The organism is Bradyrhizobium sp. LB13.1 (assembly GCF_054056815.1).
Window position 1 is genome coordinate 2,215,418 of sequence record NZ_JBSRYQ010000001.1, and the last position, 15,599, is coordinate 2,231,016.

The following is a 15,599-nucleotide window of genomic DNA, read 5'->3' on the forward strand; positions in this document are numbered from 1 at the left end:
ATGTCGCCATGGTTAGTATGGTAAGCAGCAGGTAAAGGGACAAGGCATAGCCCGCTGCGGGGTTGGTTCGGAGTTGAGCATGCTTGCGCGTATTGTGTTGGGGGCGGTCACGGCGGTAGCGACATTTGCGCCGGCCATTGCTGGAAGCATGAACGCCGACGAGGCGCGCCGCTTCGTCGCCGGCAAGGTGTTTGCTTTCACCTGTTTTGACGGCACCCGCGGCGCGGGCCGCATCATGGACGACCTCGGCGCCGCCGGCGCCGTGCAGTTCTCGGGCGCAGGTCCGGTGAAGCATCTCCGCCTGCCCGGCAACACGCTTCAGATCCGCGGCCAGAACGTCTGCGCCTCGATCAAGGGCATTCCGTTCGAGCCCTGTTTCAACCTTGAAAAGACCGACGATCGCAGTTTCCGCGGCTCGGTGTCGGGGATGGGCTTCGCCTATTGCGACTTCCATCACCAGGGCGGCAACCAAATGCTGATGGCGCGCGCCGCGGCGCGGCCGCGCTCGCTGCGCACCTCGGAACACGCGGGTTCGGTCGGTGCGTCCAATACCGAAGTCGCCGCGCGCGTCGAGACCCCGCGCGTCGAGAGCAGCCGGCTCGAGCCGGTGAAGCCGGAAGCCAGATCAGAGCCCGCCAAGAACGACGCCCCGCTGGAGCTGCGCCGCTCGACCCAGTGAGTTTGCTGACAGTCCGCGCACTTTGTCGTTGAGAGCTGCCGTCGGACACGAAGCCGCCGCGCCGTAGTCATACGGGCGGCGGCTTTTATGCGTTGGTAGCTGTTCGCGCCCCAATTTGCCTACGGCCGGGAGGCGCGGCCCGATAAAAGGGTTCGACGATGTCGCTGTATTTCTTCCGTATCAGCACGGGCCGCTATTCCGGCGCTGCCGACCAGCCATACGAGTTCGAGGATCGTGCCGCGGCCTGGACCGAGATGACCGAGGTCTGCGCCAATTTGCTCGGCGGCATCTCGCGCAGCCTGAAGCCGAACGCCGAGTGGCGCATGGAGCTGCTCGACGAGAACAAGAAGCCGGTGTTTCGTATCAGTCTCGTCGGTGAGAGCCATCCGCTTCCCAACCGCATCGACTGACCTGCGGGGCGAGCGGGTGACCATCGCGGCGGTTGTCCCCGACACCGTGCGCGCCGCCTGACGGCGGCATCGCGCCCAGATGCAAGCCGAACGCGAAATCCGCTCCGTCAGCGATGACGCGCTCGCGCAAGGGATCGATGTTAACGCACGTGACCTCCGTAAATTCGCGAAGCATGTTTCGATTGCGCGGAATGGTTGCGATAATCCTGCAATTGGAGCTGCATATTCAGTATTTCTACCCAAGCGGTGTCGCCTCCCGCTTAACGTTAATGGAAAGCTCGCAGACTAGTCTCCCACGCTATTCACGCGCTTCGTCGCGGCGACAATGCGTATCCCGGGGATTTTTCGATGATGTTCATTCAGAACCTGCGAATCGGCACCAAGCTCGCCATCACCTCGGCGCTGACCCTCGCGCTCGTCGCGCTGATGATCCTGCTCCAGATGAGCGGAGGCGCCGAGGTCCAGAAGCTCAGCAATGGCGCATCGGGACAGCAGGCGGTCGCGCAAAACGCCGCGGAAGCGAAGGCGTCGGTGCGGGGAATGCAGATCGGCATTCGCGACATCCTGACGTCCGGCTCGCCGACCGAGATGCAGAAGGCCACCAGCTATTTCAACGACCGGCAGACCGCGGCCCTGAAGTTCTCCGGTGAAATGGCAAGGCTCTCGCAATCGCCGGAGAACCACAAGCGTATCGACCGCCTGACCGTGTTGATCGGCAGTTTCCAGAAGGGCGCGCAGCAGATCGAGGCGATCCGCAAGCAGGAGCTCGCGCTTGAGTCAAAGAAGGACGGCGAAGCGGCGACGCAATTGGCAAAGCTGACTGCTGAGGTCGACCACATCCGCAAGGAAGTGCTGGCTCCGATCAACGCGGAAATATCGGAACTCGCCGACCAGATCACGAATTTTGCCAAGCAGAAAAGTGCAGAGGCGCGCACGGCGGCGGAAGCAGAGGCTGCGTCCGTTGCGCGGACGTCGTTCATCGCCGCTGTGGTGGTCGCGTTCGTCCTGATCGGCGCCTGCGTCTTCTCGATCTTCAGCATTGCCCGTCCCATGCGCGCCCTGACTGCCGCGATGGAGAAGCTCGCCGGCGGCGACTTCGCCGTGGTGCTGCCTGGCCTCGGCCGCAAGGACGAGGTCGGCGGCGTTGCCGGCGCGGTCGAAAAGTTCAAGTTGGTATCCGAGCAGAAAGCGCGCGAGGAAGCGGAAGCCAAGATGCGGCAGGACCAGATGGCGGCCGAGCAGCGCAAGGCCGAGATGCGCAAGCTTGCCGACAGTTTCGAAGGCGCCGTCGGCGAGATCGTCGGAACGGTGTCGTCGGCCTCGACCGAGCTCGAAGCGTCCGCCACGACGCTGACCTCGACCGCCGAGCGCACGCAACGGCTCACGACCGTGGTTGCGGCAGCCTCGGAGGAAGCCTCGACCAACGTGCAGTCGGTGGCGTCGGCAACGGAAGAGCTGTCGTCTTCGATTACGGAGATCAGCCGGCAAGTCCAGGAATCCGCGCGTGTGGCAAGCGAGGCCGTCGGCCAGGCCCGCACCACGACCGAGCGCGTCAGCGAACTGTCCAAGGCCGCGACGCGGATCGGCGACGTGGTCGAGCTGATCAACACCATCGCCGGCCAGACCAACCTGCTGGCGCTCAATGCGACCATCGAGGCGGCACGTGCCGGCGAGGCCGGCCGCGGCTTTGCCGTGGTCGCTTCCGAGGTCAAGGCGCTGGCCGAGCAGACCGCGAAGGCGACCGGCGAGATTGGCCAGCAGATCGCCAGCATCCAGACCGCGACCGAGCATTCGGTCGGCGCCATCAGGGACATCAGCGACACCATCGAAAAGCTGTCGGAGATTTCCTCGACCATCGCGGCGGCTGTCGAGGAGCAGGGCGCGGCGACGCAGGAGATTTCCCGCAACGTGCAGCAGGCGGCGGAAGGCACCCATCAAGTCTCGTCCAACATCACCGACGTGCAGCGCGGCGCGAGCGAGACCGGTTCGGCATCGTCGCAGGTGCTGGCAGCCGCACAGTCATTGTCCGGCGACAGCAACCGGCTCAAGCTCGAGGTCGGCAAGTTCCTCGATACCGTCCGCGCAGCTTGACGGGGCATGTCCTGAGAGAACTGCAACCGCCGCGCGTACAAGCGCGGCGTTTGCGCGGGGGCACATTGCGGCGCCGTGACGAAGACCGCGCAGGGTTAACCTTCCGGAAAACCGATGCAGTCATGATCCCCGCAATATTCCGGGCGCTGAGTCGCCCTCCTTGTATTGCGTATCGACGTATTGGAGCACATTCATGAGCGGCCTTTCCATCCGTCTCACTCACAAGGTCATGGCCATCGGACTCTTCGGCCTGGTCGGTCTCGCCGCCTTCGGCGCAATCTACCAGATCGGCAGCCTCTCCCAGGACGCCTCCCGGGCCGTCGCCAACCGTGCTCGTGCGATCGCCGATCTGAACAAGCAGCTCTCGATCGAGATGCTGGAGGCCCGGCGCAACGAGAAGAACTTTCAGCAGCGCCGAAACGAGAGCTACGCCAAGGTGCATGCCGAGCTGATCGGCCCGATCAACCGCGATTTCGACGAGGTCGAGCGGCTGATGACGGCCGGCGGCATGAGTACGCTCTCCGAGAGGATGAAGGAAGCGCAGGGCGGCTTCAAGCGCTATGCGTCGGACTTCAATGCGCTGGTCGGCGCCGAGGCCCGGCTCGGCCTGAATGAGACCCTGGGCCTGTCCGGCTCGCTCCGCGCCGCGGTGCACGACATCGAGGCCAAGCTCAAGGAGATCGACGATCCGCGAACCACGAGCTGGATGCTGATGATGCGCCGGCACGAGAAGGACTTCATGCTGCGGCGCGACCCAAAATACATCGTCGAGATGAAGAAGGCCGCAGCCGAATTCTCCAAGGCGATAGAGCTCGTCGCAATCCCTACGGAGGCGATGAACGAGGTCACGGCCGAGCTGCAGAAATATCAGTCCGAGTTCGCGTCCTGGGCGGAGACGGCGCAGCAAACCGCGGCACTCGACGCCAGCATGATGAAGACGTTCCGTGGGTTAGAACCGGGTATGATCGAGGTGCGCAACACAGTCGAAGACCTGTATAAGCAGGCCGAGGCGGCGGAAGCTGCGACCCGCGATTCCGTACGCCTGTGGATGGCCGTCGCCTTCGGGGTCACCGTTGTGGTACTCGCCGCGGTCGGCTTCCTCCTGGGACGCTCGATCTCGAAAGCGCTTGCCGGCATGGTCGGTGCGATGACGCGGCTTGCGCGCGGCGAGCTTTCGACTTCCGTTCCCGGCATCGGGCGCAGGGACGAGATCGGTGAGATGGCTGGTGCCGTCGAGGTGTTCAGGACCAACATGGCGGAGACCGAGCGGCTGCGCACTGAGCAGGTCGCAGCCGATGTGCGCGGTCGCCAGCAGCGCAAGGCCGACATGCAGGAGCTCGCCGACAATTTCGAAGGCGCGGTCGGCGAGATCATCGAGACCGTGTCGTCGGCGGCAACCGAGCTTGAGGCATCCTCGAACACGCTGACGCAGGCCGCCGAGCGCGGCAGCGGGCTTGCCACCGTCGTGGCGGCGGCCTCCGAAGAGGCCTCCGCCAACGTACAGTCGGTGTCTTCCGCAAGCGAGGAAATGACCTCCTCGATCTCCGAGATCAGCCGTCAGGTGCAGGAATCGGCGCGTGTCGCCGACGTCGCCGTCGAGCAGGCCCAGCGCACCAATGGGCGCGTCGCCGAGCTGACCAAGGCCGCCTCCCGCATTGGCGACGTGGTCGAGCTGATCAACACCATCGCCAGCCAGACCAATCTGCTGGCGCTCAACGCGACGATCGAGGCGGCACGGGCGGGCGAAGCCGGCAAGGGCTTTGCCGTGGTCGCAACCGAGGTGAAGGCGCTCGCCGAGCAGACTGCGAAAGCCACCGGCGAAATCAGCCAGCACATCGGTGCGATCCAGACCGCGACGCAAGACTCAGTCGGGTGCGATCAAGGAGATCGGCGACACCATCGCGCGGATGTCGGAAATCTCGTCGGCCATCGCCGCCGCGGTCGAGGAGCAGGGCGCCGCCACGCAGGAGATCTCCCGCAACATTCAGCACGCCGCGCACGGCACCTCCCAAGTCTCGGCGAATATCGGCGACGTCCAGCGCGGCGCAGGCGAAACCGGCGCTGCCTCGGCGCAGGTGCATTCGGCCGCGCAATCGCTGTCGCAGGAGAGCAACCGGCTGAAGAGCGAGGTCGCGCGCTTCCTGGAGTCGGTGCGGGCTGCATGACGGCGGCCACTTCGGTTGAATGTTGCGACGCAAGCGTAGCGCTGCGCGTCGCAGCATGAGGCGCCGTTGCAGTTGCAACAGATGGTTGCAGGAGAAATAGTGACGGTTAGGCCCATCCCGTAGTTTTACGTAGGCTCCTGTTAACGGCTGTTTGCAACTATGGGAGCAATCTCACGGGATAAGAACCAGCCAGCATTGTTGAACTGACCTCCGTCTCGCCACCGTCGTGGCGATTACGGCAGGTGATCTGCGCGTTGCTAGGTATCATCGGGATTTGTCGTGATGTCGAAATTGTCGATCGTCTTCAAGCTTTTGGCCGTGCTGTCTGTCCTGGTTCTTTCGCTCGCCGGTGTCGGCGTGACGGCGATCGGCACCATGCAGAACATCAATTCCCATACGGTCGAGATCGCGGAGAGCTGGCTGCCCGGCGTGCGCGCGCTCGGCTCGCTTCGCGCCGACATCAACGAGCTGCGCGTCGCGCTCCGCCTGCATCTGATGCAGGACACCATTGAGGGCAAGGACGCCGCCGAGAAGCGCCTCGCCTCGCTGCAGGCACGCATCGACCAGACGCGCAAGGTCTACGAGCCGCTGATCACCACCGCGGAGGAGCGCTCGCTCTATGGACAATGGAGCAAGGCGTGGGCCGAGTATCTGAACGGCGTGCAGGACGTGATGGCGCTGTCGCGCAAGGGCGTTGGCCATTTCCCGACTGATGCCAACGAGTTGTTGCAGACCAAGGTGGCGAAGATGGCCCAGGCTGCAGATCCGCTGCTCCAAAAGGGCATCGAGCTCAACAACCGGGGCGCCGAGCTGGAGACGAAGCAGGCGGCCGACAGTTATGCCATGATCTTCCGCGTGCTGGTCGGCATCATCGTGCTCTCGGTCGTGATCGCGATCGGCGCCGCCTATTATCTCGTGCGCGACGTTTCCCGTGGCATCGCTTCAATCATCCGCCCGATGCAGTCGCTCGGCGAAGGCGATCTCTCGGCCGATGTACCGCATCGCGGCGAGCGGACCGAGATCGGCTCGATGGCGGATGCGCTCCAGATCTTCAAGGAGGCGCTGATCGCCAAGAAGGCCGCCGACGAGGCCGCCGCGCACGACGCCGAAGCCAAGATCGAGCGCGGCCGCCGCGTCGACGCCATCACCCGCAAATTCGAAGCCATGATCGGCGAGGTCGTCGGCACCGTCTCCTCCGCCTCGACCGAGCTCGAGGCCTCCGCGTCGACGCTGACCAACACCGCGCAGCGCGGACAGGAGCTGGCGACCGTCGTCGCAGCCGCGTCCGAGGAAGCCTCCACCAACGTGCAGGCGGTGGCATCCGCTTCGGAGGAGCTGTCGTCCTCCATCACCGAGATCAGCCGTCGCGTGCAGGATTCGGCACGAATGGCAGCGGAAGCCGTCGAACAGGCGACGCGGACCAACGACCGCGTCAACGCGCTGTCGCAGGCGGCGTCCCGTATCGGGGACGTCGTCGAGCTCATCAACACCATCGCGGGCCAGACCAATTTGCTGGCGCTGAACGCGACCATCGAGGCCGCGCGTGCCGGCGAGGCTGGCCGCGGCTTCGCGGTCGTGGCCTCCGAAGTCAAGGCGCTGGCCGAGCAGACCGCGAAAGCAACCGGTGAGATCGGGGCGCAGGTCTCCGGCATCCAGGCGGCGACGCAGGAATCGGTCAGTGCCATCCAGGAGATCGGCGGCACCATCGAGCGGCTGTCCGAGGTGGCCGCGGCCATCGCTGCCGCCGTCGAGCAGCAGGGCGCGGCCACGCAGGAAATCTCGCGTAACGTGCAGCAGGCCTCGGTCGGCACGCAGGAGGTCTCGTCGAACATCACCGACGTGCAGCGCGGTGCGATCGAGACCGGCGAGGCTTCGAACGAGGTGCTGTCGGCGGCGAAATCGCTGGCGACCGACAGCACGCGGCTCAAGGTCGAGGTCGCGCAGTTCCTGGAATCGGTCCGCGCGGCCTGATCCTCAAATGCTTGTCTGCGGAGCCGGCGGCGGTGCGACCTGCCGCCGGAACAGGATGCGCTGGTAGAGCCAGCCGATCGCGACCAGCACGATGCCGAGGCACATGAATGACAACGCGCGGTAGACGCCCGTCAGCGTCGACATGTCGATGACGAAGGCCTTCAGGATCGTCAGCGCGATTACGGCGGCCGAGGCCAGCCGCGCCCGCTCCGAATTGACGAGAATGCCGACGCCAAGCAGCACCACGCCGAAGCCGAGCCAGCCGATCGAATAGGTGTATTGCTCGGCGCCCGTCGTCGCCCCGGTGGAGAGGATCGGGCCGTGATAGAAGCGGCGGATCTCCAGCGTGACATAGGTGAGCGCGAACAGCAGCGCGCCGCCCGCGATCGTGTTGGCGTAGGTCTTGCCGCGTTGGCCGACCACGGCATAGGAGAGCAGCAGCATCAGCACCGCCGGCAGCGCGTAGCCGAGCAGCAGCAGGTTGAACACGGCGCCGCCGACATCGGTGCGCCACAGCATCGGGTTCTCCAGGATCAACAGGCCAAACACGCTGACGAGCCCGCCGATCGCCGTGAGCACGACCGCGCCGACATTGTGCACGATACTGCGGCTGCGCAGTCGCAAGCGCTCCAGCCCGATCGCCATGGCCAGCGCAACGCAGACCTGCAGCGCGCATTCGAGCAGCGACGGTGCGTTCGTCATGTTGCCGCCGGTCGCAAAATGGCGGATCTCCATGAAGGCGAGCAGCGCGGTGAACAGGATCGCGGCGCTCTCGACCATGCGCAGCGGGCCGTCGTCGCCGCGGCGGCGCAGGAACAGGCTCGCTGCCCAGAACGATGCCGCCGGCAAGCCGTAGCCCCACAACAGCCAGTTGAAGATCGGCGTGGTCCCGACGGCGTCGCCGACAATGCGGGGATCATAGCCGATCCGTGCGGTGACCAGCCCAGCGAAGATCGCGGCCAGCCAGCGCAGGAACGGGATAGGCCGCTGCATCGAGATCCAGGCGGTGCCGAGCGACATCAGCGCCAGTGCGATCGTGAGCCAGCCCTTCTCCAGCGCAAACGTCAGCGCCAGCGCCAGCGCACCGAGCGTGCCGGTCGCAAACAAGGCCGTGGAGATCTTGCCGCCCGGCCGGGTCTCGCGGCGCGCTAGCGTTTCGGTGGCTGCGCCAAAGGCGGCGGCGAGCAGCACTGCGAGGATGGCGAACGGGATCGAGCGGTCGAGATGCGCGATGCGTGCGTAGAGCGCGACCAGGATCGCGATCGGGGTCGCGACAGCCGCGGCCGACCACACCACCGGAATGATCGCCGAGTTCGAGCGTCCCTGCGCGAGGAAGCCCGCGATGCCGAAGCCGGCGGCGAAGACCGCCGCCATCACCAGATGCAGCGTCACCGCGCTGTCGGTCGCTGTCGGTGCGATGCCGGCCAGGGGGCCGCCCGGCAGCACCAGCATGTCGGGATTGGCGCGCACCGCCCATTCGGCGAATACGATGAAGACGGTCGCGGCGGCCGCGCCCAGCGCACCCGTAGCCGCCGGCGCGCGCCAGGCGACGAGCAGCGTCGCGCCGACGAGCAGCGTGAAGGCGATCAGCGCCAGATCCGCATGCGCGCTCGACAGCACGATCAGCATCGCGCCGAACAGATAGGCGCCGAGCGAGTTCGACGAGACCGGCTCGATCTCTCCGTCCTCGATCGTCGGGCCGAACATGAAGCCGCAGACGACGAGAAGTGCGGCAAGAACAAAGCCTGCGATCACATGGAAAGCGTGCGGCGCGACCTGCAAGTCGCTGGTATCGAGGCCCGGGAAGATCCAGAGCACGGCGAAGGCGATCGTGGTGACCGCAAGCCAGCGCCACAGCCGGATACGGGCGAGGCCGAAGCTCGCGGCGGTGACGATGGCGAGATAGATGTAGAGCGCCCAATAGTCCGGCTTGCCGCTGGAGACGAGGATCGGCGTCACGAACGCGCCGACCACGCCGAGGCCCGCGAGCGCGGGCCCGTGCAGGAGCGCTGCGGCCAGCGTGCCGAGCGCGACAAGGCCGAGCAGCACGAAAGCGGTCGCGGGCACCAGGAAGCCATAGAGCGCGTAAGCCGCGTAGATGGTCGCAAATGCCACCGCCGTGCCGGCCGCGGTGAGGATCGCGGGAATGTTGGCGATCGGCAGCGCGGCGATGTTGGAGATGCTCTCCTTGCGCCGCGACCACTCGCCGGCACCAAGCAGCGCCAGCGCGAACACGCCGCCAAGGAACACGCGCACGCCGGGGCCGACCAGGCCGGCCTCGATCGAATAGCGCACCATGAAGAAGCCGCCGAGCGCAAGCGCAAGGCCGCCGATCCACACCACCCAGCGGGTGCCGAGCCGTTCCTCGAAGCCGGGCGCCGGCGCGGGCAGCGGCGGCGGCGCATCGGTGCTCGCCTCGAGTGGGGGCGGTGAAACGTCCTGGGTAACGCGCGGGGGCGGCGCATCGGCGTCGGGCGCAAGCGGCGGCGGCGCTTCGGAGGTTGCTGCGGGCGCTTCGGCCCGCATCGGCGGCGCGGGCATCAGTGGCGGCGGCTGCACTTGCCGCTGCGCGCAAAACATCTCTTCGAGCGAGCTCAGCCGGCGGCGCAGCCCGGCCGCCTGGCTGGAGGCCTTGATCGCGATTATGAAAGCGATGATCGCAATGATCAGCGCGAAGACGTCGAACGGGCCGTCTGACATAAAGCCTCCAGGCAATCGGCGGGCAGGGGCCGATCACGCATTTCTCGGGTTAGCGCCGGGAGCGAACGCGCAAGCCCGGCGCGGGCCGCTCCTGGAGCACGTCGCGACGGAAGCGGTAGAGCGCCGCCGGACGTCCGCCCGTCTGTGTCGACATCACTCCAGTCGGTTCGACCAGGGCTTCCATTTCGACCAGGCGGCGGAAATTTTGTTTGTGCAGGTGGCGGCCGGAGATCGCCTCCACCGTGTGCTGCAATTCGGTGAGTGTGAATTCGGCGGGCAAAAGTTCAAAGACCACAGGACGATACTTCAGTTTTGCGCGTAGCCGCGCGATCGCTGTCGCAAGAATCCGGCGGTGGTCGAAGCGCATGGATGTGCCGAGCGCGGGAAGCGTCTTGCGCGCTAATGCCGCGGGGCGGCCGTCGCGCCGTGCCTCCTCGATCAGTCCGGCCTCGTACAGGAGCTCGTAGCGGTCGAGCACACGCTCCTCGTCCCAGGACGCGCCGTCGAGACCGAAATAGAACCGTACGCGATCCCGGCGCGGCAGCGCCCGCGTCGTCTCCGGCGTCTCCTCTTCGGCCCATGTTGTCAGTGCCGGGATGATGTCGCGCGCGATGATCGCCGGCGGCTCCTCGCGCCAGTCTTCCCAGGGCAGGAAGCGATACCACGGCGCGAAGCTCGCACTCGTGGCTGCGAGTTCGCCGCCGACGGCGCGCGTCAGTGCGAGATAGCCGATCGACACCATGTGCGCGCCGGTATCGCCGGCCTCGGCATGCCGGCCGCGATCGCCAAACGTGTAGAGTTGTTCGACATAGCCGAGCCTCAGGCCCGTCTGTTGCTCGACCCAGGCCCGCAGGCCGATCTCGAAAGTGCGATGGCTCGGCGCATCGAACGGGCCGAACGGCAGTCCGGCCAGTCCGTCACTGCCGCGCGCGGTGAGGATCAGCGGCTCATGATCTTCGATCGCGACGATCGCAGCAGTCAGGCCGATCTCGATCGGCGTCAGGAGCTTGTCGCTCATGCGGTGGCGATCGCCGATGTTGTGAGAAGGTTGATTGAGCCGGTCTCGCCGCGGGCTCGCTGCAACCTCTCCCGCTTGCGGGAGAGGTCGGCGCGCAGCGCCGGGTGAGGGCTTTCTCCTCTGGGGGACTGTCCCGATGCGGAGATACCCTCTCCCCACCCCTGTCCCGCAAGCGGGAGAGGAAGCGCAGTCCCGTTGGGGCTGCTATTCGACTCTCTTCTCATTCGAGCTCGATCGCGAAGGGGCGGCCCTCGACCATCATCGCGCCCGGGCCCATCTCGTCGAGTGCGCGCAGCATGCGGCCGTTGCGCCCCAGCGCACGGTCGGCGAGGCCGACGATGCGCCGGTTCGGCGAGGCGATCGGGGAAGCCGCGCGGATCTTCTTCGCGATCTCGGTCTCGTCGCGATCCGGATTGAGCGCGCAGACGGCGGCAAAGGCGCTCGCGGTGGAGCGGCTGATTCCGGCATAGCAGTGCACCACCAGCGCTGCGCCGCGGTCCCAGCCGCGCACGAAGTTCAGCACCTGCTCGATATGGTTCTCGGACGGCGCGACAAAACCGTCCATCTCCTCGGTGATGTCGTCCATCGACACCTTGAGATGATTGGCCGGCAGCACCGACACCGGCCGTGGCACCTGTTCGACATTGGCCATCACGGTCAGCACATGGCTGGCCTTGGTGAGGCGGACGGTTTCGGGAAGGGCGGCGAGGGAACAGACATGAATCATGGCGGACCTTTTTTCCGCAGATTATAGCGGGCGTTCGTAGGGTGGGCAAAGCGAAGCGTGCCCACCACTTTCGTCGCATTTGGGAAAAACTGGTGGGCACGGCGCAAGGGTGCCTTTGGTCACCCTACAGGACTCTAACCCACGACAATGATCACGCAAACACCGCGCCAAAGCGCTCCAGGAACTGCTTCTCCGCCCGCGCCGCCGTCCAGGGCGTGAGATAGTCGCGCCGGACGCTGTCGGACAGGCCCGGATCGCGGCCGAACAGGCGCCTGGCCTCGCTCTCGCTGAAACCGGCGAGCTCGGTCGCCTCCAGATAGGCCGCGCCGCGATCGGCGGCCTTGATCGCCAGCGTGATCTCGTCAGCCAGCACCGGCGGTAGCCCGAACCGGATGTGGATGGCGCCGAGCAGGCGTTTTTCGACCGCCTTGTAATGGCCATCGAGCACGGCCTTGAACGGCGAGATCATGTCGCCGATGACGTATTCGGGCGCGTCATGCAGCAGCGCGGCAAGCCGCATGCGCTGATCCACGCGCGGCATCTCGTGCCGCATCACGGTTTCCACCAGCAGCGTGTGCTGCGCGACCGAGAAGATGTGCGCGCCGATGGTCTGGCCGTTCCAGCGGGCGACACGCGCCAGCCCATGCGCGATGTCGGCGATCTCGACGTCGAGCGGGGAGGGATCGAGCAAATCGAGCCGCCGGCCCGACAGCATGCGCTGCCAGGCGCGGGACGCCACATCGCGTGACGACTTCTTGGCCGTCATTTGGATTTGAGGCGAGGCTTGCGCTGCGTCTTGCCGCAGCTCGCGTGACAATGGCAGTCGACGAGATGATCGTTGACCAGGCCGGTCGCCTCCATGAAGGCATAAACGATGGTCGGGCCGACGAACTTGAACCCACGCGAGGACAGCTCCTTGGAGATCTGCATGGAGAGCGGCGTCGAGGCCGGCACGCTCGCGGTGGTCTTGAAATGATTGACCTTGGGGCTACCGTCCATGAAGTCCCACAGCAGTTTTGAGAAGCCGGGGCCCTTCTCCATGATATCGAGATAGGATTTCGCGCTTGCTATCGCGCCGTCGATCTTGGCCTTGTTGCGCACGATGCCGGCATCGTTCATCAGCGCGTGGACTTTCTTCTCGTTGTAGCGCGCGATCTTCTCCGGCTGGAAATCGTCGAAGGCTTTGCGGAAATTGTCGCGTTTGCGCAAAATCGTGATCCAGGACAGGCCGGCCTGGAAACCGTCGAGGATCAGCTTTTCATAGAGCGCGCGGTCGTCATATTCCGGCACGCCCCATTCGGTGTCGTGATAGGCGACGTAGACCGGATCTTCGCCGGGCCAGGGGCAGCGCGTGATTCCGTCGGGATGCAGGCGAGGGGCACGGCTCATGCGATGGGCTGCTTGGCTGGAATGCGGACAACGTCAGGCTCCGCTAGCCTCACAGCGAGGCCACCGGCAGTCAGCGCCTGTCCCGCATCGAGCGCATCGGCGACACGGTCGATGCGCACCAGCGCGATACCCTTGCCCTGCGCCGACGAGCCCATCGTGCCGACCGGCTTGTCGCCGGCGAGAACGCTGACGCCGAGCTCAGGCGAGAGATCCTCGAGCAGCACCTTGACGCTGCGGGTGCGCGCGGTGCCGCGATGCTGCATGCGCGAGACGACCTCCTGGCCGACATAGCAGCCCTTGTCGAAATCGACGCCGGAAAGGCGGTCCATGTTGGTCTCGTGCGGGAACGCATCGCTGTACATGAAATCGAGCCCGCCGCGCGGCACGCCGAGCGCGATGCGGCGGGCCTCGTATGCGGCGGCGTCGACCAGCTCGGCGCCGATCAGATCGGAGAGCTTCTGTTTGAGATCTTCAGGGATCAGGATGCGGTAACCGAGTTCGCCATTGCGCGGATCGGCGAAGGCGAGGTCGGGCTGGGCCGCGGGCTTGCCGTCCCAGGCCGCGAGCACGCCGAGATCGTCGGACAGGTTTTCCACCGTGACCTTGGCGCGCAGCTTGTAGAATTTCAGTTTGGTGGCGAGGCTGTCGGCGAGCGGCTTCGGGCAATCGATCAGGAACCCGCCGCCATGGCCGGCAGGCGCCTCCGTGATCAGGAAATCGACGGTGATCTTGCCCTGCGGCGTCAGCAACGCGCCGAATCGCCCCAGGCCCGGCTTGAGCTTGTCGACATCGGTCGTGACGAGGCCATTGAGGAAGTTGCGCGCGTCCTCGCCCGCGACCTTCACCACGCCCCGGTCGGGAAGAAACGCTGATTTCATACGAAAATCTCTTGCGACATGTTGCTCCGGAACGTAAGCCCGCAAGGCAAAAACGACAAGACCTCAAGCCCTGCGCTTGGGGACGAGAGAGGCCTCCAGCCATGACCCAGCGTTTCGACCTGATCCTCAAGGGCGGCACTGTCGTCAACCAGGACGGCGAGGGAGCCCGCGATATCGGCGTCGTCAACGGCCGCATTGCCGATATCGGCGCGCTGTCGCAGGCTTCCGCCGCCGAAATGATCGACTGCAAGGGCCTGCACATCCTGCCCGGCGTCATGGACACGCAGGTGCATTTCCGCGAGCCCGGGCTGGAGCAGAAGGAAGACCTTGAGACCGGCTCGCGCAGCGCAGTGATGGGCGGCGTCACCGCCGTGTTCGAGATGCCGAACACCTCGCCATTGACCGTGACGGAGGCCACCTTCACCGACAAGGTGAAGCGCGCCCATCATCGCATGCATTGCGATTTTGCTTTCTTCATCGGCGGCACCCGCGAAAACGTGCAGGACCTGCCGGTGCTGGAGCGTTCGCCGGGTTGCGCCGGCGTCAAAGTCTTTATCGGCTCCTCGACCGGCGCGCTGCTGGTGGAGGACGACGAAAGCCTGCGCCGCATCTTTCAGGTGATCCGCCGCCGTGCCGCGTTCCACGCCGAGGACGAGTACCGCCTCAACGACCGCAAATCGCTGCGCATCGAGGGTGATCCGCGCTCGCATCCGGTGTGGCGCGACGAGACCGCGGCGCTGATGGCGACGCAGCGCCTGGTCAAGCTGGCGCACGAGACGGGCAAGCGCATCCATGTACTGCACATCTCGACCAAGGAAGAGATCGAGTTTTTGCGCGACCACAAGGACGTCGCCTCCTGCGAGGCGACGCCGCATCATCTCACGCTGGTTGCGCCCGAATGCTACGAGCGGCTCGGCACGCTGGCGCAGATGAATCCGCCGGTGCGCGGCGCCGAACATCGCGCCGGGATCTGGCGCGGCATCGAGCAGGGCATCATCGACGTGCTCGGCTCCGACCACGCCCCGCATACGCTGGAAGAGAAGCAGAAGACCTATCCGGCCTCGCCCTCCGGCATGACCGGCGTGCAGACGCTGGTGCCGCTCATGCTTGATCACGTCAATGCCGGCCGCCTGTCGCTGGCAAGGTTCGTCGATCTCACCAGCGCCGGCCCCGCGCGCCTCTACAACATGGCCTGCAAGGGCCGCATTGCCGCCGGCTATGACGCCGACTTCACCGTCGTCGATCTCAAGCGCAGCGAGATCATCACCAACAAATGGGTGGCCTCCAAAGCAGGCTGGACCCCCTATGACGGCGTGCGCGTTACAGGCTGGCCCGTCGGCACCTTCATCCGCGGTCGCCGGGTGATGTGGCAGGGTGACCTCGTGACGGCCTCGCAGGGCGAGCCGGTGCGGTTTCTGGAGACGTTGAAGGCGTAGCCGCGGTGTTGCCACACATTCGTCATTGCGAGCGCAGCGGCGCAGCGAAGCAATCCAGGGTCTTTCCGCGGAGGCAGACGGGATTGCTTCGCTGCGCTCGCAATGACAAGTGGAGAGAGCTACACTCCCTCGATA

General features: G+C 65.7%; 11 protein-coding genes and 1 pseudogene. 6 read left to right on the top strand and 6 right to left on the bottom strand.

The genetic code is table 11. From position 1 onward, the window contains the following. Window positions 1-79 precede the first annotated feature (79 nt). The 5 genes and pseudogenes from ACVWYI_RS10385 (at window position 80) to ACVWYI_RS10405 (ending at window position 7,316) form a co-directional block, all read left to right on the top strand. On the top strand, window positions 80-679 hold the full coding sequence (locus tag ACVWYI_RS10385) for a hypothetical protein (RefSeq protein ID WP_456661895.1): 600 nt from the start codon (window positions 80-82) through the stop codon (window positions 677-679). 158 nt (window positions 680-837) lie between these two features. After that, window positions 838-1,089 carry a DUF6894 family protein gene (locus ACVWYI_RS10390; RefSeq protein ID WP_247340271.1) on the top strand — a complete coding sequence of 84 codons (252 nt, stop codon included), beginning with the start codon at window positions 838-840 and terminating at the stop codon, window positions 1,087-1,089. A gap of 348 nt (window positions 1,090-1,437) precedes the next feature. Beyond that, window positions 1,438-3,180 carry a methyl-accepting chemotaxis protein gene (locus ACVWYI_RS10395; protein WP_456661896.1) on the top strand — a complete coding sequence of 581 codons (1,743 nt, stop codon included), beginning with the start codon at window positions 1,438-1,440 and terminating at the stop codon, window positions 3,178-3,180. A gap of 193 nt (window positions 3,181-3,373) precedes the next feature. After that, window positions 3,374-5,345 (top strand): annotated as a pseudogene (locus ACVWYI_RS10400) (methyl-accepting chemotaxis protein). A 282-nt stretch (window positions 5,346-5,627) separates the two neighbouring features. Beyond that, window positions 5,628-7,316 carry a methyl-accepting chemotaxis protein gene (locus tag ACVWYI_RS10405; RefSeq protein WP_456661897.1) on the top strand — a complete coding sequence of 563 codons (1,689 nt, stop codon included), beginning with the start codon at window positions 5,628-5,630 and terminating at the stop codon, window positions 7,314-7,316. Between the two features lie 3 nt (window positions 7,317-7,319). On the opposite strand, the gene ACVWYI_RS10410 is transcribed toward ACVWYI_RS10405, so the two are convergent. From ACVWYI_RS10410 to ygfZ, 6 genes are all read right to left on the bottom strand, one after another. Continuing rightward, on the bottom strand, window positions 7,320-10,016 hold the full coding sequence (locus ACVWYI_RS10410; RefSeq protein ID WP_456661898.1) for a DUF2339 domain-containing protein: 2,697 nt from the start codon (window positions 10,014-10,016) through the stop codon (window positions 7,320-7,322). A 49-nt stretch (window positions 10,017-10,065) separates the two neighbouring features. Continuing rightward, entirely contained in the window at window positions 10,066-11,034 is a 969-nt protein-coding gene (locus tag ACVWYI_RS10415; protein WP_456661899.1) for an NUDIX hydrolase, read from the bottom strand. Between the two features lie 220 nt (window positions 11,035-11,254). Next, on the bottom strand, window positions 11,255-11,761 hold the full coding sequence (locus ACVWYI_RS10420) for a tyrosine phosphatase family protein (RefSeq protein WP_456661900.1): 507 nt from the start codon (window positions 11,759-11,761) through the stop codon (window positions 11,255-11,257). Between the two features lie 151 nt (window positions 11,762-11,912). Then, on the bottom strand, window positions 11,913-12,527 hold the full coding sequence (locus ACVWYI_RS10425) for a YfbR-like 5'-deoxynucleotidase (protein WP_456661901.1): 615 nt from the start codon (window positions 12,525-12,527) through the stop codon (window positions 11,913-11,915). Beyond that, the gene (locus tag ACVWYI_RS10430) at window positions 12,524-13,150 is read right to left on the bottom strand and encodes a DNA-3-methyladenine glycosylase I (protein ID WP_247340249.1); all 627 of its coding nucleotides are present in this window, start codon (window positions 13,148-13,150) and stop codon (window positions 12,524-12,526) included. Before ACVWYI_RS10430 ends, ACVWYI_RS10425 begins: the two co-directional genes overlap by 4 nt. After that, window positions 13,147-14,028 (bottom strand): CAF17-like 4Fe-4S cluster assembly/insertion protein YgfZ, encoded by an 882-nt coding sequence (gene ygfZ, locus ACVWYI_RS10435; protein ID WP_456661902.1) that lies wholly within the window; start codon window positions 14,026-14,028, stop codon window positions 13,147-13,149. The genes ACVWYI_RS10430 and ygfZ overlap by 4 nt, the downstream gene beginning before the upstream one ends. 101 nt (window positions 14,029-14,129) lie before the next feature. Between ygfZ and ACVWYI_RS10440 the strand changes: the two genes are divergently transcribed. Then, complete coding sequence (locus ACVWYI_RS10440) at window positions 14,130-15,464, top strand: dihydroorotase (protein WP_456651025.1); 1,335 nt, start codon at window positions 14,130-14,132, stop codon at window positions 15,462-15,464. The last annotated feature ends 135 nt before the right edge of the window (window positions 15,465-15,599 follow it).

What these genes read in the sequence shown, in the direction of transcription:
- ACVWYI_RS10385 (WP_456661895.1), top strand. Translation starts at nt 80, where the DNA reads ATGCTTGCGCGTATTGTGTTGGGGGCGGTCACGGCGGTAGCGACATTT.
- ACVWYI_RS10390 (WP_247340271.1), top strand. Translation starts at nt 838, where the DNA reads ATGTCGCTGTATTTCTTCCGTATCAGCACGGGCCGCTATTCCGGCGCT.
- ACVWYI_RS10395 (WP_456661896.1), top strand. Translation starts at nt 1,438, where the DNA reads ATGATGTTCATTCAGAACCTGCGAATCGGCACCAAGCTCGCCATCACC.
- ACVWYI_RS10405 (WP_456661897.1), top strand. Translation starts at nt 5,628, where the DNA reads ATGTCGAAATTGTCGATCGTCTTCAAGCTTTTGGCCGTGCTGTCTGTC.
- ACVWYI_RS10410 (WP_456661898.1), bottom strand. Translation starts at nt 10,016, where the DNA reads ATGTCAGACGGCCCGTTCGACGTCTTCGCGCTGATCATTGCGATCATC.
- ACVWYI_RS10415 (WP_456661899.1), bottom strand. Translation starts at nt 11,034, where the DNA reads ATGAGCGACAAGCTCCTGACGCCGATCGAGATCGGCCTGACTGCTGCG.
- ACVWYI_RS10420 (WP_456661900.1), bottom strand. Translation starts at nt 11,761, where the DNA reads ATGATTCATGTCTGTTCCCTCGCCGCCCTTCCCGAAACCGTCCGCCTC.
- ACVWYI_RS10425 (WP_456661901.1), bottom strand. Translation starts at nt 12,527, where the DNA reads ATGACGGCCAAGAAGTCGTCACGCGATGTGGCGTCCCGCGCCTGGCAG.
- ACVWYI_RS10430 (WP_247340249.1), bottom strand. Translation starts at nt 13,150, where the DNA reads ATGAGCCGTGCCCCTCGCCTGCATCCCGACGGAATCACGCGCTGCCCC.
- ygfZ (WP_456661902.1), bottom strand. Translation starts at nt 14,028, where the DNA reads ATGAAATCAGCGTTTCTTCCCGACCGGGGCGTGGTGAAGGTCGCGGGC.
- ACVWYI_RS10440 (WP_456651025.1), top strand. Translation starts at nt 14,130, where the DNA reads ATGACCCAGCGTTTCGACCTGATCCTCAAGGGCGGCACTGTCGTCAAC.